Here is a 23,698-nt window from a genome sequence, read left to right as displayed (position 1 = left end):
ATGGGCATTTCAAAAAAACCTGCACTGTTCGCTGTCTCCTTCGATATCAACCAAAACTCGCAGAATCTCATCTGGCGCGTCACCTCGGCAGATCACCGCGATGCGCTGCGGACACGTGGGCGTTCCGCAGGCCTGCTGAAATTGCATGAAAATGAGATCCTCAATTTCACGATCACCGGCGGTTGCTTCCAGACCTATTTCTTCGATGGGCAGCCACACCAGCTCAAATCATTCGATTTCCGCATCCTGCAAGCCGGGCTGATATCCACCCCGAAGGGCCCATATAAGGATAACGACGGCGACATCATTTCCCAGAATCCATCGATGCTTGCTAACAGCAACTCGATTTTGTTACTGGATACCAACGAACAGGAGTGGCAGACCAGCTACAACTGGCAAGATGATGATGGCGGCATCTATCTGGAGGTGGAAAAAAGCTACCTCCAACAACTGCAGATCACCGACAAGGTTGGCTTCTGGGAGCTGTCCTTCGTCCTGAATGTGGAAATCACCCGAACCGCGCTGATCAATGGCCAAGTGCACACATTCAGCGAAGTGCGCTCCTTTGCGTTTGACCCGGAAAGTGAAGTCGGGAACGGCACCCACCGTTGACCCAACCCAGTGCTGGAACACGGTTTCAGGGTGACTGGGCCAGCGCCACTGAGCGCTACAGCAAGCCTTGCGCTTTCAGATGACGGCGCAAGGCTTCCCGTGGTGTCTTGAGACAGGCAGCGCACTGATCGATATCGCCATCCGAGGCCAGCAGGGCAGCCTGTAGCTCGTCGATAGACAAAGCATCGGGCTGGCGGATCAACGTGTTGATCTCGATCAGGGCGTACAACGAAGGCCGGGATATCCCCAGCAACGAAGCCGCCGCCCGGATTCGCCATCCGGCTTGCTCAAGCGCAGCCACTACCTGTTGTTCGGTCAACGCGGAAGGGGCTTGGCGTACCTTGGGTACCGCCATGGCTACGGGCGAGGGCTGATGAGGTGGCGCTGGCGTGGCGGTGGCTGTCAAGGCCAAATGGGCTGGATACCAGCGATCCGCCTCCCCCACCAGATTCGCCAACGTCGGCCACTCGCCACGCTGGCAGGTCAGCACGGCATTCTGCAGCACATGCGCGAGTTGTCGCACGTTGCCAGGCCAATCGTAACAGCACAGCTCGGTGATGAAGCTGAACGGCAGCTGGGCCGACACGCCCGTCTTGGCCAGCCACTGTTGCTGCAGGTGGCCGATCAGCACACCGATGTCTTCACGGCGAGCGCGTAAAGGCGGAATGTGCACCACCAGCGCCTCCAGTCGCCGTAACAACGGCTGGTTGAAAGAGTCAGGCCCCAGGCGGCGGTCGGTCGCCGCAATCAGCCTAGCCTGGCTGATTTCATTACGAGTGGCGCCCAAAGGTCGATATTCATTGGTTTCCAGCACACGTAGCAACATGGGCTGAACCGTGCTGGGGGTGTCCCCGATCTCATCCAGAAACAAAGTGCCCTCGCCGGCCTCAGCAAAGAAACCTGGCCGCTGCGATTGTGCGCCGGTGTAGGCGCCCTTGGTCACCCCAAACAGATCGGCAGCCGCCAGCGACTCCCCAAGTGTGGCCATATTGACGCTCACCAGCGGCTTATCCCGTCGCTTACTCAAGCGATGAATGGCTCTCGCCGCCACTTCCTTGCCTGATCCGGTCTCACCCAGCAATAAAACCGGCAGATCTGTAGACGCAGCCTGCGCGACCAACTCTCTCACCCGTGTCATGGCACTGCCGACACCGATCAACTCACTTGCCAGCCCTCGTCTGGGCAGGGTGGCCACCCGATGCAGACAAAGCAGCACCAGCCCGCCCAACCCCAACACCACGCCACGCCCCAACTGGTCGGCAGTCAGCTCCATTGGGCCAGACATGGCCACACCATTCAACTCGACCAGCATCCGGCTTTCTGGCGGCACGATCTGCAACCCGCCGGAGATATTGAGCAACAGCATGATCGGCACCCGACTGACAGCCTGATGCCCAATCGGTAATGGCGTCAGTTGGTCTGGCGGCAGAAAGAGCGGCGAGAATCGGTTGAGGGTGATTTGCCCCATATCGGCAGGCGCAACCCACTGCGCCCCGACCATGGCCGAATCCGGGTGCCATAACACTGTTACGCCAAACAGATATCCGCCTCGATTGGCGAGGTTGAGTAAGGGTGAGGTCAGGGTGCTGTCGTTATCGGGCTCGATCACGGCATGGGCTTTCTGCTGGCAGGGTAAAAAAAGAAACTTGCCACCGGGATTTTACAACCGATGTGTAAAACCGACAGAGTTGTATGTCAATTTGACACACCAACCTGCCTGAAAGCGTAGTTTTCAAGGGGATTCATGCTGGCACGAAACTTGAATAAGGCAAGTCATCTGCTTGAGGCGTTGTAACTGGACGGCCCCACGCCCATACCCGAAACCGGTCAGCCCGGTACCCACCTGTACAGATGCCATACCGGTTTCGACCGAATGAAGGAAACGATCATGGGAAGCTATATATTGTTATGCCATGGGGAACGTCAGGACGACGAACGCTTCACGCCACCCAACCACAGCGAGGTGGTGTACTGGGGCGAACCGGGCTGCCTGCTGCCCATCAGTGCCGCCATCAATGCGCTGCACGCCATCCGCCTGAATCCACAAGACATCGAATCCATCAGCCGTATTTTCATCGGTTTGGCCAGCCTGTCTGGCAAGGGGCTCGTCAAAACCTATGAAGGAGGCCCCAACCTGCATCTGGAGGGGGACGACAAAGTGCCATGTATGTTGATCAACCTGCAGACCCATTGCTACGCCCGCTTGAAGAGCGATTGGCATATTGAGCTACGCCAGCTCATGGATGAGCTGGAAGACAGTATGGTGCACCTGCTTTGCTGCGAAGACATCGATGACGGGATGGATTGGGGTGATCTGGAACAGATCGTCGGGCTCACCTTGAGCAACCCACACGCTGTCCTGCATTGACAATAAACCCGGCAGCCCGCCTGCCTAAATGGCCAACGGCCCACCACACGGGATACCTCCCATGCTCATGATCGACAACACCAACCTGAATTTTGTGCAGCATATCGTCTGCATCAACCGTGGCAGCCTGGTCTGTCGTTTCCAGATCCAGCGCTTGTATGATGGCGTGCAAGCCAAGGCAGGCCAAAGTGGCAATATCCTGTACGGCCAACACCGGACGATCGACCTGGAAGCGGTGGCCGGTGGCGACCTGCAACTGGACGTCCACGACTGGATACGCCCCGTGGTCAATGCCGTGTGGGGCGACGAACAGGCAGGCCCCCCCTTGCGCTATGCGCCAAACGGCATGACCGCAGTATTCGAGATCACCGGCACCCCTTTGACCTTCCGCGTCGATCTGCAGACCATCCTGGCACCGGATCAGAAAGTGAACAGCACCCACATCGGTGGCTTGAGGGCAGGCTCACCCTCACGCCGCACCATCTGGCCTGCACCGCTTTCATCGATCAAGTAATAGGGAAGCCCATTGCGTGGCGTCACTTTGATCATGTAGAGCTTGCCGTTCATGCGATATTCCGCAATGGTTTCATCCGCCTTTTCAATCACCGTCACCTGCGGCTCGGCTTGAGCACGATCCTCCTTGGTCTTCTCAGGCATGGGCGGGGGGGGCGGTACCGAAGTATCCTTGGGCGGTGCAGCCAGGGCCGTAGCGGCTCCCGCCAACATCAATACTAACGTCAGACGTTTCATTCGCTTTCCACACTCCAGATCAGAGGCTGAACTGCATTTCGCGCTCAGTAGGCGACATGTCGAAGCCACGGGTCTCGTAAAATTTGAAGATGGCATCGATGACCGCAACCGGCTCATCAATCACCTGGATCAGATCCATATCATCTGGATTGATCATACCCTCGCCCGCCAGCCGGTCACGGAACCAGTCCACCAGCCCCCCCCAGAAAGCGCTACCCACCAGAATGATCGGCATCTTGCGCGACTTACCGGTCTGGATCAGCGTCAGGGCCTCGGTCAGCTCATCGAGCGTGCCAAACCCACCCGGCATCACTACATAGGCGGTGGCGTTCTTGACGAACATGACCTTGCGCGCGAAAAAGTGGCGGAAGGTCTGCGAGACATCTTGATACGGATTCGCGTGCTGCTCGTGCGGTAGCTGGATATTCAAACCGACAGACGGGCTCTTGCCATAATACGCCCCTTTATTGGCGGCCTCCATGATACCGGGCCCACCGCCGGAGATGACGGAAAAGCCGGCATCTGACAGCAAGCGTGCGATTTCCTCGGTGAGCTTGTAATATGGATGGTCTCGCGGGGTGCGGGCGCTACCGAAAATGCTCACAGCAGGCTGGATCGCCTGCAGACGCTCAGTGGCCTCGACAAATTCGGCCATGATTTCAAACACGCGCCATGATTCCCGCGCACGATAACTTTGCGCAAGCACGCCCGGATCTTCGATTTTGGGTAATTTCTCGGTCAGGCTCATAATTATTTCTTCTTCTATGAAAACGCTACTGCTGATAGACGGCTCATCGTATTTGTATCGGGCATTCCATGCCATACAAAATCTACGCAATTCTGCCGGTGAGCCCACCAATGCCTTGTATGGGGTGGTCAATATGCTGCGCAGGCTGCAGCGGGAGGTACAAGCCGATTATAGCGCCTGCGTTTTCGACGCAAAAGGGAAGACCTTTCGCGACGACTGGTACCCCGAATACAAGGCCAACCGCCCCCCCATGCCCGACGATCTGCGCTGCCAGATCGAGCCTGTGCATGCTGCGGTACAGGCACTGGGTTTCAACCTATTGATGATCGATGGTGTCGAGGCGGATGATGTGATCGGCACCCTGGCCCAACAAGCCTGGCAGGCTGGCATCAAAACGCTCGTTTCGACGGGTGACAAGGATATGGCCCAGCTGGTCAACGAACATGTGACGCTGGTCAACACCATGACCGACGAAACGCTGGACATCGATGGCGTCCTGCAGAAATTCGGCGTCCCGCCCGAGCGCATCATCGATTATCTGACCCTGATCGGTGACACCGTCGATAACGTACCGGGTGTACCCAAGGTCGGCCCCAAGACAGCGGTCAAATGGCTGGCGGAGTACCAATCCCTCGACAACATCATCGCCCATGCCGACAAGATCGGCGGCGTGGTGGGCCAAAACCTGCGAGACACCTTGGAGTGGCTGCCCATGGGTCGCAAACTGGTCACCATCAAATGCGATGTCGCCTTGCCAGTCGGGCCTGCAGACCTGACCTGGCGCCCGCGTGACGATGCAACGCTGATCGACCTGTTTACCCGCTATGAGTTCAAAACCTGGCTGCGCGAGCTGAAATCAGCCGCAACCGTGCAGGCTGCACCCACCGCGCAACCCGAGCAAAGCGGTTTTGCATTCGATGCACCCGAGGCCGTGCGCCACTACGAAACGGTGCTGACCGAAGCACAGCTCAACAGTTGGTTGGACAAGATCCGCGCTGCCGAGCTGACCTGTATCGATACCGAAACCAACAGCCTGGACCCAATGCAGGCGCAGATTGTCGGCATCAGCCTGTCCGTCAGCCCCCATGAGGGTGCCTATATTCCTGTCGCGCATCGCAGCCCGGGTGTGGTACCGCAGCTCGGTCTATCCCTCGTGCTCGATGCACTCCGCCCTTGGCTGGAAGACGCTCACTACAAAAAACTCGGGCAGAACCTGAAATATGACCAACATGTGCTGGCCAACCATGGCATCAGCTTGCGCGGCGTAGCCCACGACACCCTGCTGCAATCTTATGTGCTGGAAAGCCACAAAACGCACAATATGGATGATCTGGCGGCCCGCCACCTAGGTGTCAAGACCATCACCTTTGAAGAGATCTGTGGCAAGGGTGCCAAACAGATCGGCTTCGATGAAGTCGATCTCGACACGGCCACCCGCTATAGCGCCGAAGACGCTGACATCACCTTGCAACTGCACCAGGCGCTGTACCCGCAGCTGGATGACAAGTTACGCCACATCTATGAACAGGTCGAGATGCCGGTGCGCGAGGTGCTGTTCAAGATCGAGCGCCAGGGCGTATTGATCGATGTGCAGAAACTGCAGCAACAAAGCCATGAGCTGGGGCAGGCGATCCTGGCGCTGGAGGCCAAGGCCCATGAGGCGGCGGGCCAGCCGTTCAATCTAGGCTCGCCCAAGCAGATCGGTGAGATCCTGTTTGAAAAACTGCAATTGCCGGTGGTCAAGAAGACACCGAAAGGCGCGCCCTCTACAGACGAAGATGTATTGGAGAAATTGGCGGAAGACTACCCGCTGCCTAAGCTGATTCTGCAGCATCGCAGCCTGTCCAAGTTGAAATCCACCTACACCGACAAACTGCCGCTGATGGTGAACAGCCGCACCGGGCGCGTCCACACCAACTATGCGCAGGCTGTCGCTGTCACTGGCCGCCTGGCCAGCAATGACCCCAATCTGCAGAACATTCCTGTCCGCACGGCAGAAGGCCGCCGGATTCGCGAAGCCTTCATCGCCGCCCCCGGCCACCATCTCATCTCGGCAGACTATTCGCAGATCGAGCTGCGCATCATGGCGCACCTGTCTGGCGATGACAATCTGCTGGCCGCCTTCGCGCGTGGCGAAGACATTCACCGCGCCACCGCCGCCGAGGTGTTCGGCCTGACCCCGATCGAGGTCACCAGCGAGCAACGCCGTTACGCCAAAGCCATCAACTTCGGGCTGATCTATGGCATGTCCGCTTTTGGCTTGGCTGCCCAGCTTGAAATCGAACGCAGCGCCGCGCAGATGTACATCGACCGCTATTTTGCACGCTACCCTGGCGTGAAGGCCTATATGGACCGCACCCGCGAGACCGCCAAGCAGCAAGGCTATGTCGAGACCGTGTTCGGGCGCAGATTGTGGCTGCCCGAGATCCACTCCAGCCAAGCCATGCGCCGCCAAGGCGCTGAGCGTGCCGCCATCAATGCACCGATGCAAGGCACTGCCGCTGATCTGATCAAGCTGGCAATGATCTCCGTTCAGGATTGGATTGAACGCGATCAACTGGCCACCCGCATCATCATGCAGGTACACGATGAATTGGTTCTGGAAGTGCCCGATGCAGAGCTGGATCAAGTCAGGATGCGGCTACCCGAGCTGATGGCCGGTGTGGCCGAGCTGAAAGTGCCACTGGTGGCCGATGCAGGCATTGGCCAAAGCTGGGAAGAGGCGCATTAATCATCATTGATCGACAACGATGATCGACCGCTACCCAAGAGCGGGTCGATCACGTTCGCGGCTGTTGCTGTTGACTGGGTCAACCAGGGATATCCCAATGCTCAGGAAACCGCGTGCGCGGGAAAATCGCCCGCGCCTCAGCCAACATGGCTGGCCACTCGGTCTTGGGATAGCGATTGGAGATGTGAAACAGCACCAGCTCGTCCACCTGTGCGGCTGCAGCCAATTTTGCCGTCCAGGTGGTTGTCATGTGGAAATTTCGGTGGGCCAGTTCGGCATCGACATGTCGATACTGGCTCTCACACACCATCCAGCGCACATCGCTCAGAAACGGCACCAGACGCGCGATTGCCTGTTCGTCCAGTAGAAAGTCCGTCAGATAGGCAATCGACTCGCCCGGCACGGCTGTTAGCAATTGCTGCCTCAAGACAGCCAGATCATGGCGCTGGCCGTTGATTTCCAGCTCGCCTTGCTGCATGCCCTCTTTGACCGCTTTCAACCAGCTACCTGGGGTCAACCCCAATGCCGCCATGTTGGCAGGGTCAACGTTGTAACGCGGCTTTTCGCGTACCACGTAGGCCATGCTGGGCACACGATGATCCATCGCCATCGCTTCCACCACATAGTGCCCACCATCCCAGCAAGCCACATCATAGGCGGTTGCCGGCTCCGCGTGGGCCGTGGCATACGCCTCGCTGGTTTCATAGCGCCAATGTCGCAGCAGGTCGGGATGGATCTCGGTGACCCGCCATTGGCTGGACATATGATCCACCCAATTCCACAGAAACCCCTGAAAGCGATGCTGCAGGATCGCGGCAGCCCCAGGCGGCCCCCAGATGCGATTGGGCTTGTTGGTACGGTTGAATACACAACGGAAGAAGTTATCAAAGCCGCTGACGTGATCCATATGGAAATGCGAGAAAAACAGATGATCAATGGCCTGGATCTCGCCATATGACAGCTCATCCATGCACCGATCACCGCAATCGAACAGCAATCGATCCGTACCCTGCCCGCCATCGACCTGCACCAGCAGCGCATTATCGGTCTCCGGGCGCCCGAGAATCTGAAAGCGAATTGACAAAACGCACCTCTTGTTGAATGACTTGGTATTGAATGATCACACCAAGCCAATGGAATCATTCGACAAGGCACCAGGCTTCTTGCACACTGGCGCTCTTTCACCGACCAAGCCAACCGACCATATGCCATTCGCCACACCGATCATCGTGCGAGTTGATTTCGACAATCTGGCCCATGCCCGCGACTTTCTGACCTTGCTGGATCACTATGCCCACCACCCGATGGGGGGCGGCACTGGCCTTTCGCCTTACGCCAAGGCCCATCTGATCGAGCGGCTGCAGGATCGGTTGGATTTCGTTGCATTGCTGGCTTATGTGGATGGCCACCCAGCTGGCCTGATCAACCTGATTGAAGGGTTCTCGACCTTCTCGGCCCGCCCGGTGTTGAATATCCACGACATTGTGGTGCATCAAGACTTTCGCGGGCAAGGCATTGCCAAGCAGCTATTGCTTGCGGCAGAGCACATCGCCCATGAACGGGACTGCTGCAAGCTGACCTTGGAAGTATTGTCTGGTAATCAACTGGCCCGCCAGCTGTATGAAAAGGTGGGTTATCAGGCCTATACGCTCGATCCGGCCATGGGGCAGGCGATGTTCTTTGAAAAGAAGCTGCCTGCCGCCACTCAAGCTGGGTAATCCGCTGCCCACATGCGGCGTTGAATGATCGAGGCCTTGCGCAATAGCTTACGGTCCCCACGATTCTTGTCATAGTAACGTGGGTTGGGCACCATGGCGGCCAGCTTGGCTGCCTGCCCAGCACCCAGCCTGGCGGCGGAGGTCTTGTAATAGTGCTGTGCAGCCGCCTCTGCGCCGAATACACCATTGCCCCACTCGATCACATTCAGATAGATCTCGAAGATCCGGCGTTTGGTCATCATCTGCTCCAGCATCAGCGTGATAGCGGCTTCTTCCGCCTTACGCCATGGCGTCTTCTTGGATGACAGGAACAAGTTCTTGGCCAACTGTTGGCTGATGGTCGAGCCACCCGCCACGATCCGCCCCTTTTTCAGGTTCTTTTCCCAGGCTGTCTGGATGCCTTCCCAATCAAACCCTTCATGCTCCAGAAACTTGGCATCTTCGCTGGCAACCAAGGCGCGCTTCAAATGCGGGGAAATCTGATCATATGCCACCCATTTATAATGCAACTCAGCCTCTGGGTCTTCCTCCAGCAAACGGGCGCGCTGCTCCTCCATGAAAGCAGAAGCAGAGGGGTTGTGTTCCACCCACCACCAGACATGTCCAAACAGCCACAGCTGATAACCCAACATCACAATCAGCAGAAACAACAAGACACGCCCAACCAACCTCATGCCAACTGCTCCCGCAATGTCTGCAATACGGGTGCGGTGTCAGGACGGACGCCTCGCCAGATCTGAAATGCCTCAGCCGCCTGCTCGACCAACATCCCCAGACCATCCGCCAGCTGTGCAGCACCCTGCGCCTGTGCAAATTGCAGAAAGGGCGTCAATGCTTTACCGTACATCATGTCATACGCCAAGCTGCCCACTGCGAATACCCCTTGCGGCAGCGGGGGCAGGTCATCGCTCAAGCTGGCCGAGGTGCCGTTGATCACCATGTCGAATGTCTCACCGGCCAATTCGGCATAGGCAGCGGCATGAACATCACCGAAGCTCGAAAACTGTTGAGCCAGTACATGTGCTTTTTCGACCGTGCGGTTGGCGATCACCAATTGGGCTGGCGCCAGCGCCAACAGCGGCAGCAACACCCCCCGCACCGCGCCCCCCGCACCCAGCAACAGCACCCGCCTCCCCTGCACGGGCACAGCCAGGTTGTCAGCGATATCCCTCGTCAGCCCCACCCCATCCGTGTTGTCACCGATGATTTCACCTCGTTGGAAACTGAGCGTGTTGACCGCCTCTGCCGCTTTGGCCCGCTCGCTCAACCGTGTCGATAACCGCCAAGCCTCTTGCTTGAATGGCACGGTGACATTGGCCCCACTTGCGCCTTTCGCGATCAGATCGGAAACCGCACGTTCAAACCCATCCACCGGTGCCTGCAAACGCTCGTACACGATATCTTGCTGACATTGTGCAGCGAAAGCCGCATGGATGAATGGTGATTTACTATGAGCAACCGGATTGCCAATGACAACGTAGCGATCAGACATGATATGAGCCGGATTGGATGGATTCGGGATCAGGATCATGCCAGATTACCTGGATGATTTACATCCACCAACGGTGATGTGCTGAAGAAAACATCGAAAAGGCAGCGGCCCTGATCAGGGCTTGCTTGTTTGATCTGCTTTGATCGGTGCCGCGCCCAGCCAATCAGCTGACAGGGCGTCACTGACAGCCCTGCATGGTGGCTGACGTGCGTGGCGCCGGTGATGGCGCCAATGGCCGAGTCGGCCACCCAGCCATGTCAATGGAACTAAGGCGCTTCCTGCCGATTGCGATCCAGCGCAGACCTGGGCGGCTGAGTCGGAGCGGGTTGAGCCGCCTGCTCCCCGATCTGATGTGCCGGCACGGTGGTGAGTGGCCTCAGCGAGACTCGCTCGACCTTGGCACCTTTGGGGGCGGCAGCGGCATCACCATAAGTCCACGTACCATTTTTGTCACGCCAACGCACCACTTCCGCAGTCTTATGCGGTGCGGATGCAGGCGGTGCGCCCGTCAGATGGGCCACCTGAGGAGCAATACGCTCGCGGATCTGACCGACATTCAGCCAATACGCGCCACCCGCCAACACAGCCAGAATCAAGAGCCAACGTAGCATGGCCGATCAGCTCTGAATCCAGGGGAGCTTGCGGGCCTTCCAGCCACTGACGGTTCCTCGGTGCTGCTCACCATCTTTATCACCTTCAAAACCCTCCAACACATTGAAGCAGTCGGTGAACCCATTGGCTGCCGCCAAGCGCGCAGCTTGATCAGAACGGCCACCGGTTCTGCACAAAAACATGATCAGCGACTCAGCACTGACCTGTTGCTTGAGTTGCGACAGGAAATCCGGGTTGTCGATCATGCCAGGAAAACGCTTCCATTCAATATTCACCGCCCCCGGCACCGTGCCAACAAAATTCCACTCGGCACTTGAACGTACATCCACCAACTTGGCGCCCGGCACCGTCTGCAATAATTCATAGGCCTCATCTGGCGTCAGTGCGCCGGAATAAGGGAGGCTGCTTTGTTCAGCGCGGGCTTTGGCGGCCAGCAGGATATCGTTGGTCTTGCTCATGGTGCCTCCTGTATTGAAGAGCTGATTATTACAAATCAGCTGAGTGCATGCCAACCTGGAAAAACGCACCAATTCGGTGCAGTCCATCACCCAATGCACCAAATATGTGCAAGCAAATGCAATGGCAACGGTATGCTCCGTTATGGCACAATAACTTGGCTCATTTTTGAGCATGGCATAGTTCATGCTTTACCTAGCCGTGTCGCGCAAACGCTGCACCCTGCACAATATTGCGGGCGCTGTCCCGCCGGGCCAGCAGCACAATCTGCGCTTTGAGACAACTGTACACCACCTACTCGTCAGGAGAACAACATGGCGGTCGCCGACGTATTGAAAATGATTCAGGACAACGAAGTGAAATACGTTGACCTGCGCTTCACCGACACCCGTGGCAAGGAACAGCACGTATCCGTGCCTGCCAGCGTGGTAAGCGAAGAGTGGTTCGAACGCGGCCACGCCTTCGATGGTTCGTCGATTGCCGGTTGGAAGGGCATTCAGGCTTCAGATATGCTGTTGATGCCCGATGCTGGCACCGCCAACATTGACCCGTTCTTTGACGAGCCAACCCTGATTCTGACATGTGACGTGATCGACCCCGTCGATGGCAAAGGCTATGACCGCTGCCCTCGCTCCATCGCCAAGCGTGCTGAAGCGTACCTGAAGGCATCCGGCCTGGGTGACACCGCCTATTTCGGCCCAGAGCCCGAGTTCTTCATTTTTGATGGCGTGACCTGGGGCTCTGATATGAGCGGCTGCCATGTCAAAATCAAGTCCGAAGAGGCAGCCTGGTCTTCCTCCGAAGATTACGATGGCGGCAACACTGGTCACCGTCCTGGCGTGAAGGGTGGTTACTTCCCCGTCCCTCCAGTCGATTCACATCACGACATCCGCGCCGCCATGTGCAATGCGCTGGAAGAAATGGGCGTACCGGTTGAAGTTCACCACCATGAAGTGGCAACTGCCGGCCAGAACGAAATCGGCACCAAGTTCTCGACCCTGGTTCAACGTGCAGACTGGACGCAAGTCCTGAAATACGTGGTACACAACGTTGCCCATGCCTATGGCAAGACCGCAACTTTCATGCCCAAGCCGATCGTTGGTGACAATGGTTCTGGCATGCACGTTCACCAGTCGATCTGGAAAGACGGCAAGAACCTGTTCGCAGGCAATGGCTATGCTGGTCTGTCTGAATTCGCACTGTATTACATCGGCGGTATCATCAAGCACGCTCAGGCATTGAACGCGATCACCAACCCTGGCACCAACTCGTACAAGCGCTTGGTACCTGGCTATGAAGCGCCAGTCATGCTGGCTTACTCCGCCAAGAACCGTTCAGCGTCGATCCGTATCCCGTATGTGGCTTCCGACAAGGCACGCCGCATCGAGGCCCGCTTCCCTGATCCGCTGGCCAACCCATATCTGTGCTTCGCCGCACTGATGATGGCAGGTCTGGACGGAGTACAGAACAAAATCCACCCTGGCGATGCCATGGACAAGAACCTGTACGACCTGCCACCAGAAGAAGACAAGCTGATTCCCAAAGTCTGCCACAGCCTGGAAATGGCGCTGGAAGCGTTGGACAAGGATCGCGAGTTCCTGACACGCGGCGGCGTATTCAGCGACGACTGGATCGACTCCTACATCGAGTTGAAGATGGAGGAAGTGCAGAAGTTCCGCATGACCACCCATCCTGTCGAATTCGCGATGTACTATTCGTCCTAAGGCGATCAGCGAAAAGCGGCATGAAAAGGAGCGGCTCGCCGCTCCTTTTTCTTTGTTCCACACCAGCCACGGCGCAGATATTCCATTTGCATTACTCGCCCAGGAACACATAGAATTCCACGCCCTGCGCACGACCACTTGTCGCCCGAGTAGGAATGTCCGTAAACTCAAACTGTCTCAACCCCTGTTTTCCCCGAGTCTCTGCCCACATGAAACGCTACCCGTACACGATGGCCTTGTTGATGTTTGGCGCAATCACCGCTGCTGTCCAAGCCGAAATCTACAAATACGTGGACGAAAATGGGCAGGTGACCTACTCGAATACGCCCATCAAAGGCGCAAAGAAACTTGATCTAGGCATCTATAACCAGATCAGCGGCCCACGCGTGCGTGGTGGTAAGTCCAACGGATCAGCCGCGCCGATCAATGTCGGCCCCTCTGACTTCCCGCGCGTCGATGGCGATACCCAACGCAAACGTGACACCACCAGACGTGGCATTTTGGAAGACGAGCTGCGTGGTGAAGAGAAACTCCTGGCTGATGCCAGAAAAAACCTCGATGAACTGCAAGTGGCCAAACCTGGTGAAGATGCCACCCGCCGCCTGGAAAAGATGGGCAAGGCTCGCGAAGCGGTATCCAACCACGAGTCCAACATCAATGCCATCCGCCGCGAGTTGTCGAACATCCGCTGAGTAGGGGCTGCCCGATTCCCTGCTCACGTCAGACTTGCCCACCCATACCCACCATGCACTAATATAGTGCATGGCGACGGTCTTTCAATCGCCCTGCTCCATCTTGGGGCAAACGATGCGACCACCCACGCATCGAAAGCCATCAAAATACTTATAAAATATTGTTTTAAGATATAAAACCAATCGGCCAATAAAATTGGCCCATTATTTGCTTAATTGGTGAGAATCATTGGCTACCATGCGCACCATGTCTTTCAATGCTTTCTCAGGGCTGGATCTGCTCGATACAGCGGTGATTGCGCTTGATCACCGGCAGGCCATCTGCTACGCCAACCCAGCAGCGGAAACCTTACTGGACTTTCCTTTGCGGAGCATCCAGGGGCAAAACCTGCAGGCCGCACTACCCAAGATGGGTGTTGGTTTGCAAGAGGTCGTCGATAGCGCAATCAGTAAAAATGTGAGCATTGCTGAGCACGATCTCAAACTCGGCACCGCAACAGGTCACGATGTGCGGGTGGACTGCAATGTCACGCCCATCGAATCACCACATGCGGCCTGCTTGCTGGAGATCCGCCCTATTGATCAACAGCTGAAAATCGCCAATGAAGAACGCATCCTGGTTCAACAACAAGCGAACAAAGAATTGATCCGAAACCTGGCCCATGAAATCAAGAACCCATTGGGGGGGATACGTGGCGCAGCGCAGTTGTTGGAACACGAGCTTGACCGCAAGGAGCTGACTGAATACACCCAGGTGATCATTCAAGAATCGGAGCGCCTGCAATCGCTGATAGATCGCTTGCTGACCCCCCATCGCATCCCCCAGGTAACCGAGGTCAATATCCACGAGGTGCTGGAGCGGGTACGAAGCTTGTTGCTTGCCGAGGTGCAACATGGCCTGTCCATCAAGCGGGACTACGACATCAGCCTGCCAGCCATCATTGGCGATAAGGAGCAGCTGATCCAGATCGTGTTGAACATTGCCCGGAATGCAGTGCAGGCCATGCATGGCCGGGGTGAAATCATCATGCGGACCAGGGTGTCCAGACAGGTGACGCTGGCGCGCAAGCGCTACCGTTTGGCCTTATGCCTGCAGATCATCGACAACGGGCCTGGCATTCCTCCACATCTGCAAGACAATGTGTTCTACCCGCTCGTATCTGGCCGCCCTGATGGCACCGGGCTGGGCCTGACACTGGCACAGAATTTCATCCAGCAGCACCAGGGCACCATCGATTTCGAAAGCCGCCCTGGCCATACCAACTTCACCATTCTGCTGCCGATTGGCGCCGAATCGAAGGACAAGACATGAAACCCGTCTGGATTATCGATGATGACCGCTCCATCCGCTGGGTATTTGAAAAAGCACTGGGTCGGGAAAGTATCGACTTCCGCAGCTATTCCAGCGCACAAGAGGCGCTGACTGCACTTGAGCAGGAGCTGCCACAAGTCGTGGTCAGCGACATCCGCATGCCCGGCGAATCAGGCTTGGACTTGCTGCAAAAGCTCAAGGAGCGGCTGCCGGATCTGCCGGTGATCATCATGACAGCGCATTCTGATCTGGACAGCGCGGTCGCGGCCTTTCAAGGCGGTGCTTTTGAATATCTGCCCAAACCCTTCGATATCGATCATGCCATCGAGCTGATCAGGCGAGCCATAGATGAAAGTATGCGGAAAGGCGCCACCGCTGAAGATATACAAGGCACGCCAGAGATACTCGGACAAGCCCCAGCCATGCAAGAGGTGTTCCGGGCGATTGGCCGCCTGAGCCAATCTGCAGCAACGGTTCTGATCACCGGAGAATCGGGCTCGGGCAAAGAACTGGTGGCCCGCGCCCTACACCGCCACAGCCCACGGGCAGCCAGCCCATTCATCGCCATCAACACTGCCGCCATACCCAAGGATCTGCTAGAAAGCGAGCTGTTCGGCCATGAGCGCGGCGCCTTTACCGGCGCCCAAGCACAGCGGCGTGGCCGCTTTGAGCAAGCCGAAGGCGGCACGCTGTTTCTGGATGAAATCGGAGACATGCCACCGGATTTGCAAACCCGCTTGCTGCGTGTTCTGTCAGATGGCTTCTACTATCGGGTGGGTGGCCATACCCCAATCAAGGCCAACGTCCGGGTGATCGCCGCGACACATCAACATCTGGAGCAACGCGTCAAAGAAGGTGCTTTCCGCGAGGATCTGTTCCATCGTTTGAATGTCATCCGATTGCGCTTACCGCCACTCCGTGAGCGACAGCAAGACATTCCAATCCTGGCCCGCCACTTTCTGCAAAAGAGCGCACGGGAGCTTGGCGTGGAGCCCAAACGTCTATCGGACAGTGCCATGACATTCCTGGCCACATGCGAGTTTCCCGGCAATGTACGACAATTGGAAAATGTCTGCCATTGGCTCACTGTCATGGCTCCGGGACAACATGTCGAGATTGCCGACCTCCCCCCCGAGATTCGTGAAAATCAGGCAGACACAAGCAGCGGCCACACCAACTGGGTTGCCGCGCTGGAAAACGAAGCCAAACAGCGCCTGAGCCGTGGCGAAAGCGGCATCATCGACGATCTGACCCGGCAGTTCGAGAAGACATTGATTCTGACGGCCCTGTCACACACCGGTGGCCGCCGCATTGAAGCGGCGGGATTGCTCGGCCTAGGAAGAAATACACTGACCCGTAAGATCCAGGAATTGGATCTCGATTCGCGTCAATGACGCCTCTCTACAGCATGCTGGGGCTGGCCACGACAAATTCATTTCATCACACAGTAGCGTTATTCATTTATCCATATAATTCATACCACTATAAATGCATCACCACACCATTCCATTTATACAAGCGCATGCTAGAATCCATTTTTCCATACACCTTAGTTGAGGCTGAAACACAATGAGTACCAAAGTCATGGTGGGTGCTGGTGTAATTGCCATTGCCCTGATGAGTGGCCTCTGGATTCAGAAAGAGCGTTCTGAGGCGCGTCGTCAAGCGCTGGCCCAGCAGGCAGAACAAGCACAGCGTGAAGCTGAGGAGGCCCGTCAACAAGCCGCTCTGCAAGTTGCAGAAGTGGAAGTCAACAGCCTGGAGAACGAGCGCAAGCGTAGCGAAATGTCCGCAAGCCAAGCCGCGCAACTGAGAACCGCCGCTGAACAATCCATGGCTGATGCACGCAGGGAAAGCGCACGCAATCAATACACCTACGAATATCAGAAAACCCGTGAGCGGTTTGAAGCAGAGATGGCGGACATGCAACGTCAGCGTATGGACGAACATATGAAAGAGCAAGATCGTCGCCGCGCCGACGAAGCCATTCAGGAGCTACAACGGAAAATCGACCAAGCCCGGCAGGAAGAAGAAAAACAAAAACAGATCCGGCCTTCCATTGGCACGGTCACTTGCGGCAGCAGCGACCCTCATTGCGACAAACGGTAACGCTGCTTGAAACGCGTCAATTCTCCTTTGGATTCGAGCTGGTTGATACCTGCATCAAGCAGCTCGATCAAGGCGCTTGCGTAAGGCCATTGCCGAGACACCATCATATGGAAAGGGCTAGGCTCGATGCCTGGCAGGGGCGCATAGCCAAGGCTGAAATCAGCCAATATGTCTTGCCCGAGGCTGGTATAGCCAGCCATCACTTCCAGCTTTTCAACGAACACATCACAACGATCACGGTGTAATTTCGGCGGCAGCTGCAGCAAACTGCGCGCGCTGGTATCCAGATCATCAGGCGTCAGCCCATAAGGCACATAATTGAAGCCGGCCACCCCACACAGCCGATACCGTTTCAACGCCTGTGCCGATGCCAGTGCCAGCCCATCGGGAAAAGTATGCTTGGAATAGAAATAGTAGCTGTGCAGCCGATAATAGGGGCGACTGAACAGGAAGTCCCTGGCCCGCTCGGGGTTATGAGATACATTCAATGTCAGCTGAAAACGCTTGCCCAGCTTCAACTCGGCCACACATCTTGACCATGGAAGCAATTGCACGGAATAGGATATTTTCGCTTCATTCAGGATGCGGCTGATCACGTCAACCGAATACCCCACAATCTGTTTGCCTTTTTTGCCAGAGGCCCGTTCAAAATAGATGAATGGGGGCCATTCAGCCTGATCATCACAAATGCCGATCTCCAGGCCAGCAGGCAGCTTTTCAGGTGCGGCATGTAAGGATGGAAGCCAAAGACTCGCCAATAGCAAGCCAATACGGATAACAGTCAGCACGCTCAGTTCACGAGTCAATTCCAAGCTCACCCAGATTCTGTTGACATCGCGTCGTAGCCCGCGCCGCATCTTGCTCGGTTCCCGTGGCTGGCGGCTACAGCGCAGGGCCATGAATCCATGTAAACCAGCACTGGCTGCTACGCTTCCAATAGGGAGCAGCCAGATTCTCAAGGGCAATTCGACAGCCTCTCTGTTGAGCATAACATGTAATCAGCAAAGTGTTAGTCATGGCGGGAACGGTTGCCAGATACCCTCCTCTCGCCTTCAGCCCAGGCAACCCGCCACTTGAAAGCAGCCGCCTTGATGACTAGGCCTGCAGGGTAGCAAGCAGGTCTTTTCATGGCCAGTAGCACCATCCAGCGTGTTATCATTTTTTCACCCTTACGCCACTTCTCTCCACCATGAAAAAACTCTTTGCCATATTGATGATGCTCACCTCCTTAAGTATCGCCGCTGCTCAAGAGAATTACACACCCACCGCTGACAACCTTGCGGCAAGACAATGGTTCAGCAATGCCAAATACGGCTTGTTCATCCACTGGGGGCCATTCAGCATCCCGGGCGCGGGTGAGTGGGTAATGGATGAAAAAAAAATCACGGTCGATAGTTACTCGCGGCTGCAGGATTTCTTCAACCCAACCGAATTCAACGCGGCGGAGTGGGTTGGGCTGGCCAAGAAGTCGGGCATGAAGTACATCACGTTCGTTGCTCGACACCATGATGGATTCAGTTTATGGGATACCAAGTATTCAGATTTCAATATCATGAATACTCCCTACAAGAAGGATATCCTCAAGCAGATTGCCGACGAGTGCCACAAGCAGGGCATCAAATTGTTTGTGTATTATTCTTTGCTCGATTGGCGCAGGGAAGACTACGCATGGAAGACCGGTAGAACTGGCCAATCCAGCGGTAGAAAAACGCAAGGCAAGTGGGAAGACTACCTTACGTTCATGAAAAACCAATTGACTGAAATACTGACGCAGTACGGAAAAATCGATGGTATCTGGTTCGACGGTCACTGGGATCAGACCAACCCCGAAGGCCATGCCGACCGGACATCCCGAATCGATTGGCGTTATGATGAGATCTATTCATTGATCCATCGCCTGCAGCCACAGACGCTGATTGGCAACAACCACCACCTTTCACCTTTCCCTGGTGAAGATTTTCAAATGTTCGAGCGGGATCTGCCGGGGGAAAACACGGCGGGCCTGAGCTTTCAGAAACCTTCTGAGAAGTTGCCACTGGAAACATGTGAAACCATCAATAACTCATGGGGTTTCAACCTGGCGGACAATACCTTCAAGTCAACCGAGACCATCATCCATTACATTGTGAAAGCCTCTGCACTGGGCGCCAACCTGTTGTTGAATATCGGCCCGATGCCCAATGGCAAAATTCAGCCTGAATTCACCGAACGCCTGCTGGAGGCAGGAAAGTGGCTGGAGGCGAATGGTGACAGCATCTACAACACCACCGCTGGTTATATCAAGCCACAGAAATGGGGTGCCATCACCCAAAAGGGTGACAAGATGTATGTACATGTCTTCAAGGGTAATCAACAGATTCAACTGGAAGGCTTCCCCTTCAAGAAGATTGCCAAGGCATACTATCTGGCGGACAAACGTAAGCTATCCGTCAGCCTGAAGCAGAAGACTGTCACCCTTCAGTTGCCCGCAGAAACCGTTGATCCCGATACTGTCGTCGTGCTTGAGGTAGAAAGCTGATCGAGACACCACGCACCACCGCGCCCGGCCCGTAGGGCACGGTGGCATCCCAGCTTGCACTGGGTCGCACTGCCTGTCAGTCTGCGGCCTGAGCGGTGCCCGACCTAGCCAGTAGCAATGCCGATGCCAGGATCAAGCCACCACCGAACCACTGCCAGATGCTCATCTGATCACCCAGCAACCAAGCCGCACCCGCCACACTGACCACCGGCTCGAACGTGGACAACATTGATGATTCACTCGGCCCCAGCCTGGTCAATCCCGCAAAAAAGGTGACAATCGCCACAACAGTAGAGATCAAGGCCAACATCACCATGGCCGACCAACCCACCATGCCTGTTGGCCACGCCGGCTCACCATTGACCATGCTGAGGCTGAATGTGGTGGCGGCAGACAGCATGATGACCGTGGCGGATGCCATTGGACTCGCGCCGACAGTCAGACGCGAGCCGGCAATGACATAGAGTGAATAGATGATCGCCGCCAGCAGCCCCAGACCAATGCCCAGCAAGGAACCATCCAGCGCTGGCCCGATGGTCATCACCAGGCCCGCGCTGGCTAGGGCCAGCGCGATCAGCTTGGGGCGGGTCATCTTGTCCTTCAACAAAATGACTGCCAAAAGTGTGACAAGAATCGGGTACAGATAAAGCAGCAAAGCGACCAAACCTGCGCTGGCATAGTGCAAAGCCGTGAAATAGCAGAATGACTGACCGGCATAGCCGATCGCCCCCATGGCTATGAGCCCCAGCAACGCCCGGCCACGCGGCCATGTCTCGTTCCGGGCCAGCATCACACCCACCATCACCGCCCCAGCAATCGAAAAGCGCAGTATCAGAACCGTGCGGGTATCTGCGCCAGCGGCATAGATATAGTGCGTAAATAGCGGCAATACCCCGAATGCCAACGCAGACAGCAAGATGAACAAGGTGCCAACCAAGCGTGGCGAAGTAGATTTCCACATGACTCAATACGGTATTGTTGATGGAAGCCTGCTTCTGTCGAATGCATTGCAGCTCTGGCCATCACAGGTGACAAACACAAAAAAGCCGGGTACGAACCATACCCGGCTGTTTCAGGCAGCAGCTTGAGCCCCGCTCAATCCAGGTATTCGAAAAGCGTCACCACCCGCTTCACGCCGGAAATGCTGGCAGCGATGTCTGCCGCCGTCTTCCCTTCAAATCGGCTCACCATGCCCATCAAATAGACACTCCCGGCCTCGGTGACGACCTTGATCTGATTGGCGTTGATGCTGGTATTGCCGATCAGCGCCGTCTTGACACGCGTCGTCGTGGTGGCATCCGAGGTACGCGAGCCCAGTGAGGCATTCGGGCCGATGACGATCTCGTTGTGGATCTTGCCCACACCAGGGATGGTTCTGGCTGCGCGCTCTGCACCTTGTTTCACATCGCCGCTCTCCGCCTCGCCGGTCAACAGCGCGGCCCGGTTATAGCTGGTTACGTTGACATGGGCACGATCACCAAACTCGTCCTTCAGTCGGTTTTCCAGTTTCAACTCAATCGACCGGTCATCGATCAGCGTGCCAGTGGTGCGGCGATCATTTGCCACCAAGACCGTCCCTGCGGTCGCGCCGACCACCAAAGGGACACAACCCTGCAAAACGGGCATGGCCAAAGTCATCAGGCCGATCAGTACATAGGTTTTCTTCATTTAATCAGCTCCCAATAGCATGCAGTCTATGGCGTCGCACAGGGCATGCAACGTCAACATATGGAGTTCTCTCACCCTGGGGGCGTGGTCGTCGGCAATTTGCAGGTGCACATCGTCAGAGGTCAGCACATCACCGATCAGGCTTCCCTCGGCAGATAGCGCAATGACACCCATCTGCCGCTCGTGTGCGGCATGGATCGCCTCCACCACATTGGCCGCGCTGCCGCTGGCGGATACCGCCAGCAGCAGGTCAGCAGGCTGGCCGATAGCACGCACTTGTTTTGAGTAGACCAAGTCAAAGTCGTAGTCTTCAGCAATCGCTGCCAGTGTAGTTGCATCACTGGTCAAGGCAAATGCAGCCAAACCGGGCCGCTCGCGTTCAAAGCGGTTCAACAATAAAGAGGCAATGCGCTGGGCATCGGTCGCAGAGCTGCCGTTTCCACAGGCCAGGAGCTTGCCGTCGGCCATCAGGCAAGCCACGATACGTTCGGCAGCGTGGGCAATCCCTGGTGACAATTCATGCATCACGCGTGTGGTCAGCTCGATATTGTCGGCAAATTGTCGGCTGATTCGTTCAACCAAATCCATTGTCAGGCTTCCAGAATGTTACGCAGCCAAGTCGGGTCGCCGCTGCCATCGAACAAAATTGCATCGAATCGGCAGGCAGGCTCGCGACCCAGGCTGGCGAGATAGTGTTGAGCGGCGGCCAACAGCTTGCGTTGTTTGGCCGGTGTAATGCTGTAGATGCTGCCGCCGAAGCCTTTCCCGGAACGGGCTTTGACCTCGACGAACACCATTGTGTTCCCATCATTGGCAATCACGTCGATTTCACCAAAGCGGCAGCGGTAATTCCGTGTCACGATGGTCAGGCCGTGACGCACCAGAAAGCGGGCCGCCGCCTCTTCTGCTGCGGCGCCATCCATGCTCATGGGTTGCTATCGCTACCGAATGAAGTCAACGGAACGGTACGTAAAAACTGTTGACGTTTCAGCTCCACATGTCCGGTCACCCCTTCGAAGCTCGATATCACGTCGCCTTTGGCCATGCGGGCAGCAATCCGATAGGCGTCGATACCCAATGCATACAGACGCTCCAGATCGGCTGTCAATTTCTGAGGGATGGCTGGGTATTGGCTGACCAGGGGATTCGCTTTGTCGGTCAACCAAGGCATGTCCACAAATTGCACCCCCAGCAGCTCGCGATTGACCGGCGCATTCATCAGACCGTTGTGCACCTGCGAGGTGGCATAGACCGGCATCGCATAGCCAAGATAGGGCCGGACTTGGCGAGCCCGCTTGGCATCCAGCGCAAAAAAGACCAACTCAGGGCGGATACGGTCCAGCGTCTCGCGCAGGCGTTGCAAAGTTGCCTGGCTACCTACTTGATAGTCCGCCTCGATCGTACCACCCAGCTGTCGCCACTCTTCGCCAAACGCTTGGGCGATGCGCCGATTGAGCGGGCTGTCATTACCGATGATCATGGCTCGGGACTGGGTACCGCCATATGCTGCCCTGGCCACCTGCCGGGCTTCCGCCTCGGCGGACAGACTCAGGGTGTATAGCAGATCAGGCAAATTGGCCCCGGAATCGACGGTATTCAAGGCCAGGGTGGGCACAGACACCAGCCCCGAACTGGACAACGTGCTGATCGCTGGCTTGGTCAGCGGGCCGACGACAGCTCTGGCGCCCTCATCCACCGCTTGCTTATAGTTGAACAACAGATCATCCGTCAGCTCATTGGTCGGGTAGACACGGATCGGCAGATCGGTTTCCGGCTTGGCATTGGCAGCAGCGATGAACCCATCTCGGAACGCCTCTGCAGGCACACCCAATGCCTTGTTTCCAATTGGCAGCAACAACGCGATCATGGGCGTCGGGGCAGCTGCAGGTGTACTGGATGTCACTGGTGTATCTGGTGCCGGCGTGGTCAAAGGAGGTGTCGCCTGCAATGGCGTCACCTCGACCTCACGGGCAGGCGGGGGGCTGGCCGGCGTGGCAGGTTTTACCGGTGTGGCAAGCGGCTTGGGATCGGCGGTCGCCTTGCCGGGCGTTGTCTTGCTCGCCGCCACAGGCGGGCTAGCTGGCACCGGTGCCAATTTGTATGCAGGTTTGGCTTCCCGTGACTCGATCGGAGCAGGCGTATGACTGGCCTGGTGGGCACAGCCTGCGTATAGTATGCAGCTTATCGC

At 56.6% G+C, this 23,698-nt stretch carries 26 protein-coding genes; 12 read left to right on the top strand and 14 right to left on the bottom strand.

Annotated elements, in window-relative coordinates:
- On the top strand, window positions 1–612 hold the full coding sequence (locus HNQ59_RS16495) for a hypothetical protein (protein WP_184041492.1): 612 nt from the start codon (window positions 1–3) through the stop codon (window positions 610–612).
- A 55-nt stretch (window positions 613–667) separates the two neighbouring features.
- Here the strand turns inward: HNQ59_RS16495 and HNQ59_RS16490 are convergent, their stop codons facing one another.
- Window positions 668–2,221, bottom strand: a complete 1,554-nt coding sequence (locus HNQ59_RS16490; RefSeq protein WP_184041491.1) for a sigma 54-interacting transcriptional regulator — start codon at window positions 2,219–2,221, stop codon at window positions 668–670.
- Window positions 2,222–2,500: 279 nt separating this feature from the next.
- Here HNQ59_RS16490 and HNQ59_RS16485 point away from each other — a divergent pair, with 279 nt between their 5' ends.
- On the top strand, window positions 2,501–2,980 hold the full coding sequence (locus tag HNQ59_RS16485) for a hypothetical protein (RefSeq protein WP_184041490.1): 480 nt from the start codon (window positions 2,501–2,503) through the stop codon (window positions 2,978–2,980).
- 61 nt (window positions 2,981–3,041) lie between these two features.
- Complete coding sequence (locus HNQ59_RS16480; protein WP_184041489.1) at window positions 3,042–3,494, top strand: hypothetical protein; 453 nt, start codon at window positions 3,042–3,044, stop codon at window positions 3,492–3,494.
- Here HNQ59_RS16480 and HNQ59_RS16475 read toward each other — a convergent pair.
- The gene (locus HNQ59_RS16475; protein WP_184041488.1) at window positions 3,401–3,730 is read right to left on the bottom strand and encodes a DUF2782 domain-containing protein; all 330 of its coding nucleotides are present in this window, start codon (window positions 3,728–3,730) and stop codon (window positions 3,401–3,403) included. The genes HNQ59_RS16480 and HNQ59_RS16475 overlap by 94 nt on opposite strands.
- Window positions 3,731–3,749: 19 nt before the next feature.
- Entirely contained in the window at window positions 3,750–4,478 is a 729-nt protein-coding gene (locus tag HNQ59_RS16470; protein WP_184041487.1) for an LOG family protein, read from the bottom strand.
- Between the two features lie 16 nt (window positions 4,479–4,494).
- On the opposite strand from HNQ59_RS16470, the gene polA reads away from it, so the two are divergent.
- Window positions 4,495–7,209, top strand: a complete 2,715-nt coding sequence (polA, locus tag HNQ59_RS16465) for a DNA polymerase I (protein WP_184041486.1) — start codon at window positions 4,495–4,497, stop codon at window positions 7,207–7,209.
- Between the two features lie 79 nt (window positions 7,210–7,288).
- On the opposite strand, the gene HNQ59_RS16460 is transcribed toward polA, so the two are convergent.
- Window positions 7,289–8,293 carry an MBL fold metallo-hydrolase gene (locus HNQ59_RS16460; RefSeq protein WP_184041485.1) on the bottom strand — a complete coding sequence of 335 codons (1,005 nt, stop codon included), beginning with the start codon at window positions 8,291–8,293 and terminating at the stop codon, window positions 7,289–7,291.
- A 121-nt stretch (window positions 8,294–8,414) separates the two neighbouring features.
- Here HNQ59_RS16460 and HNQ59_RS16455 point away from each other — a divergent pair, with 121 nt between their 5' ends.
- Window positions 8,415–8,927, top strand: a complete 513-nt coding sequence (locus HNQ59_RS16455) for a GNAT family N-acetyltransferase (RefSeq protein WP_184041509.1) — start codon at window positions 8,415–8,417, stop codon at window positions 8,925–8,927.
- On the opposite strand, the gene mtgA is transcribed toward HNQ59_RS16455, so the two are convergent.
- The 4 genes from mtgA to HNQ59_RS16435 form a co-directional block, all read right to left on the bottom strand.
- Entirely contained in the window at window positions 8,915–9,601 is a 687-nt protein-coding gene (gene mtgA / locus HNQ59_RS16450; protein WP_184041484.1) for a monofunctional biosynthetic peptidoglycan transglycosylase, read from the bottom strand. The genes HNQ59_RS16455 and mtgA overlap by 13 nt on opposite strands.
- Complete coding sequence (aroE, locus tag HNQ59_RS16445) at window positions 9,598–10,419, bottom strand: shikimate dehydrogenase (RefSeq protein ID WP_184041508.1); 822 nt, start codon at window positions 10,417–10,419, stop codon at window positions 9,598–9,600. The genes mtgA and aroE overlap by 4 nt, the downstream gene beginning before the upstream one ends.
- A 266-nt stretch (window positions 10,420–10,685) precedes the next feature.
- Window positions 10,686–11,030 carry a DUF4124 domain-containing protein gene (locus HNQ59_RS16440; protein WP_184041483.1) on the bottom strand — a complete coding sequence of 115 codons (345 nt, stop codon included), beginning with the start codon at window positions 11,028–11,030 and terminating at the stop codon, window positions 10,686–10,688.
- A 6-nt stretch (window positions 11,031–11,036) separates the two neighbouring features.
- Window positions 11,037–11,489 (bottom strand): rhodanese-like domain-containing protein, encoded by a 453-nt coding sequence (locus tag HNQ59_RS16435; RefSeq protein WP_184041482.1) that lies wholly within the window; start codon window positions 11,487–11,489, stop codon window positions 11,037–11,039.
- 312 nt (window positions 11,490–11,801) lie between these two features.
- Here HNQ59_RS16435 and glnA point away from each other — a divergent pair, with 312 nt between their 5' ends.
- The 5 genes from glnA to HNQ59_RS16410 all read left to right on the top strand — a co-directional run bounded on the left by glnA (window position 11,802) and on the right by HNQ59_RS16410 (window position 17,324).
- Window positions 11,802–13,211 carry a glutamate--ammonia ligase gene (gene glnA, locus HNQ59_RS16430; protein ID WP_184041481.1) on the top strand — a complete coding sequence of 470 codons (1,410 nt, stop codon included), beginning with the start codon at window positions 11,802–11,804 and terminating at the stop codon, window positions 13,209–13,211.
- A 209-nt stretch (window positions 13,212–13,420) separates the two neighbouring features.
- Window positions 13,421–13,903 carry a DUF4124 domain-containing protein gene (locus tag HNQ59_RS16425; protein ID WP_184041480.1) on the top strand — a complete coding sequence of 161 codons (483 nt, stop codon included), beginning with the start codon at window positions 13,421–13,423 and terminating at the stop codon, window positions 13,901–13,903.
- Window positions 13,904–14,150: 247 nt separating this feature from the next.
- A complete protein-coding gene (glnL, locus tag HNQ59_RS16420; RefSeq protein WP_184041507.1) occupies window positions 14,151–15,215 on the top strand; it encodes a nitrogen regulation protein NR(II) in 1,065 nt (354 codons plus the stop codon).
- Window positions 15,212–16,609: a nitrogen regulation protein NR(I) gene (gene ntrC / locus HNQ59_RS16415; RefSeq protein ID WP_184041479.1), complete on the top strand. Its 1,398-nt coding sequence runs from the start codon at window positions 15,212–15,214 to the stop codon at window positions 16,607–16,609. Before glnL ends, ntrC begins: the two co-directional genes overlap by 4 nt.
- Window positions 16,610–16,784: 175 nt before the next feature.
- Complete coding sequence (locus tag HNQ59_RS16410) at window positions 16,785–17,324, top strand: hypothetical protein (RefSeq protein WP_184041478.1); 540 nt, start codon at window positions 16,785–16,787, stop codon at window positions 17,322–17,324.
- Here HNQ59_RS16410 and HNQ59_RS16405 read toward each other — a convergent pair.
- The gene (locus HNQ59_RS16405) at window positions 17,306–18,142 is read right to left on the bottom strand and encodes a transporter substrate-binding domain-containing protein (protein WP_184041477.1); all 837 of its coding nucleotides are present in this window, start codon (window positions 18,140–18,142) and stop codon (window positions 17,306–17,308) included. The genes HNQ59_RS16410 and HNQ59_RS16405 overlap by 19 nt on opposite strands.
- A 371-nt stretch (window positions 18,143–18,513) precedes the next feature.
- On the opposite strand from HNQ59_RS16405, the gene HNQ59_RS16400 reads away from it, so the two are divergent.
- Entirely contained in the window at window positions 18,514–19,842 is a 1,329-nt protein-coding gene (locus HNQ59_RS16400) for an alpha-L-fucosidase (RefSeq protein ID WP_246491045.1), read from the top strand.
- Window positions 19,843–19,918: 76 nt separating this feature from the next.
- On the opposite strand, the gene HNQ59_RS16395 is transcribed toward HNQ59_RS16400, so the two are convergent.
- The 5 genes from HNQ59_RS16395 to HNQ59_RS16375 all read right to left on the bottom strand — a co-directional run bounded on the left by HNQ59_RS16395 (window position 19,919) and on the right by HNQ59_RS16375 (window position 23,377).
- The gene (locus HNQ59_RS16395; protein WP_184041476.1) at window positions 19,919–20,803 is read right to left on the bottom strand and encodes a DMT family transporter; all 885 of its coding nucleotides are present in this window, start codon (window positions 20,801–20,803) and stop codon (window positions 19,919–19,921) included.
- Window positions 20,804–20,937: 134 nt separating this feature from the next.
- On the bottom strand, window positions 20,938–21,510 hold the full coding sequence (locus HNQ59_RS16390) for a BON domain-containing protein (RefSeq protein WP_184041475.1): 573 nt from the start codon (window positions 21,508–21,510) through the stop codon (window positions 20,938–20,940).
- Window positions 21,511–22,098, bottom strand: a complete 588-nt coding sequence (locus tag HNQ59_RS16385; RefSeq protein WP_184041474.1) for an SIS domain-containing protein — start codon at window positions 22,096–22,098, stop codon at window positions 21,511–21,513. It abuts the gene before it with no gap.
- 2 nt (window positions 22,099–22,100) lie between these two features.
- Window positions 22,101–22,439, bottom strand: coding sequence for a YraN family protein (locus HNQ59_RS16380; RefSeq protein ID WP_184041473.1), 339 nt, complete (start codon window positions 22,437–22,439; stop codon window positions 22,101–22,103).
- The gene (locus HNQ59_RS16375; protein WP_184041472.1) at window positions 22,436–23,377 is read right to left on the bottom strand and encodes a penicillin-binding protein activator; all 942 of its coding nucleotides are present in this window, start codon (window positions 23,375–23,377) and stop codon (window positions 22,436–22,438) included. The genes HNQ59_RS16380 and HNQ59_RS16375 overlap by 4 nt, the downstream gene beginning before the upstream one ends.
- Between HNQ59_RS16375 and HNQ59_RS16370 the strand changes: the two genes are divergently transcribed.
- Window positions 23,376–23,654, top strand: coding sequence for a hypothetical protein (locus HNQ59_RS16370; RefSeq protein ID WP_184041471.1), 279 nt, complete (start codon window positions 23,376–23,378; stop codon window positions 23,652–23,654). The genes HNQ59_RS16375 and HNQ59_RS16370 overlap by 2 nt on opposite strands.
- The last annotated feature ends 44 nt before the right edge of the window (window positions 23,655–23,698 follow it).

Source organism: Chitinivorax tropicus, from assembly GCF_014202905.1.
Classification (GTDB): domain Bacteria; phylum Pseudomonadota; class Gammaproteobacteria; order Burkholderiales; family SCOH01; genus Chitinivorax; species Chitinivorax tropicus.
The sequence above is the reverse complement of the archived record's forward strand: the minus strand, read 5'-3'. Positions and strand labels throughout refer to the sequence as shown.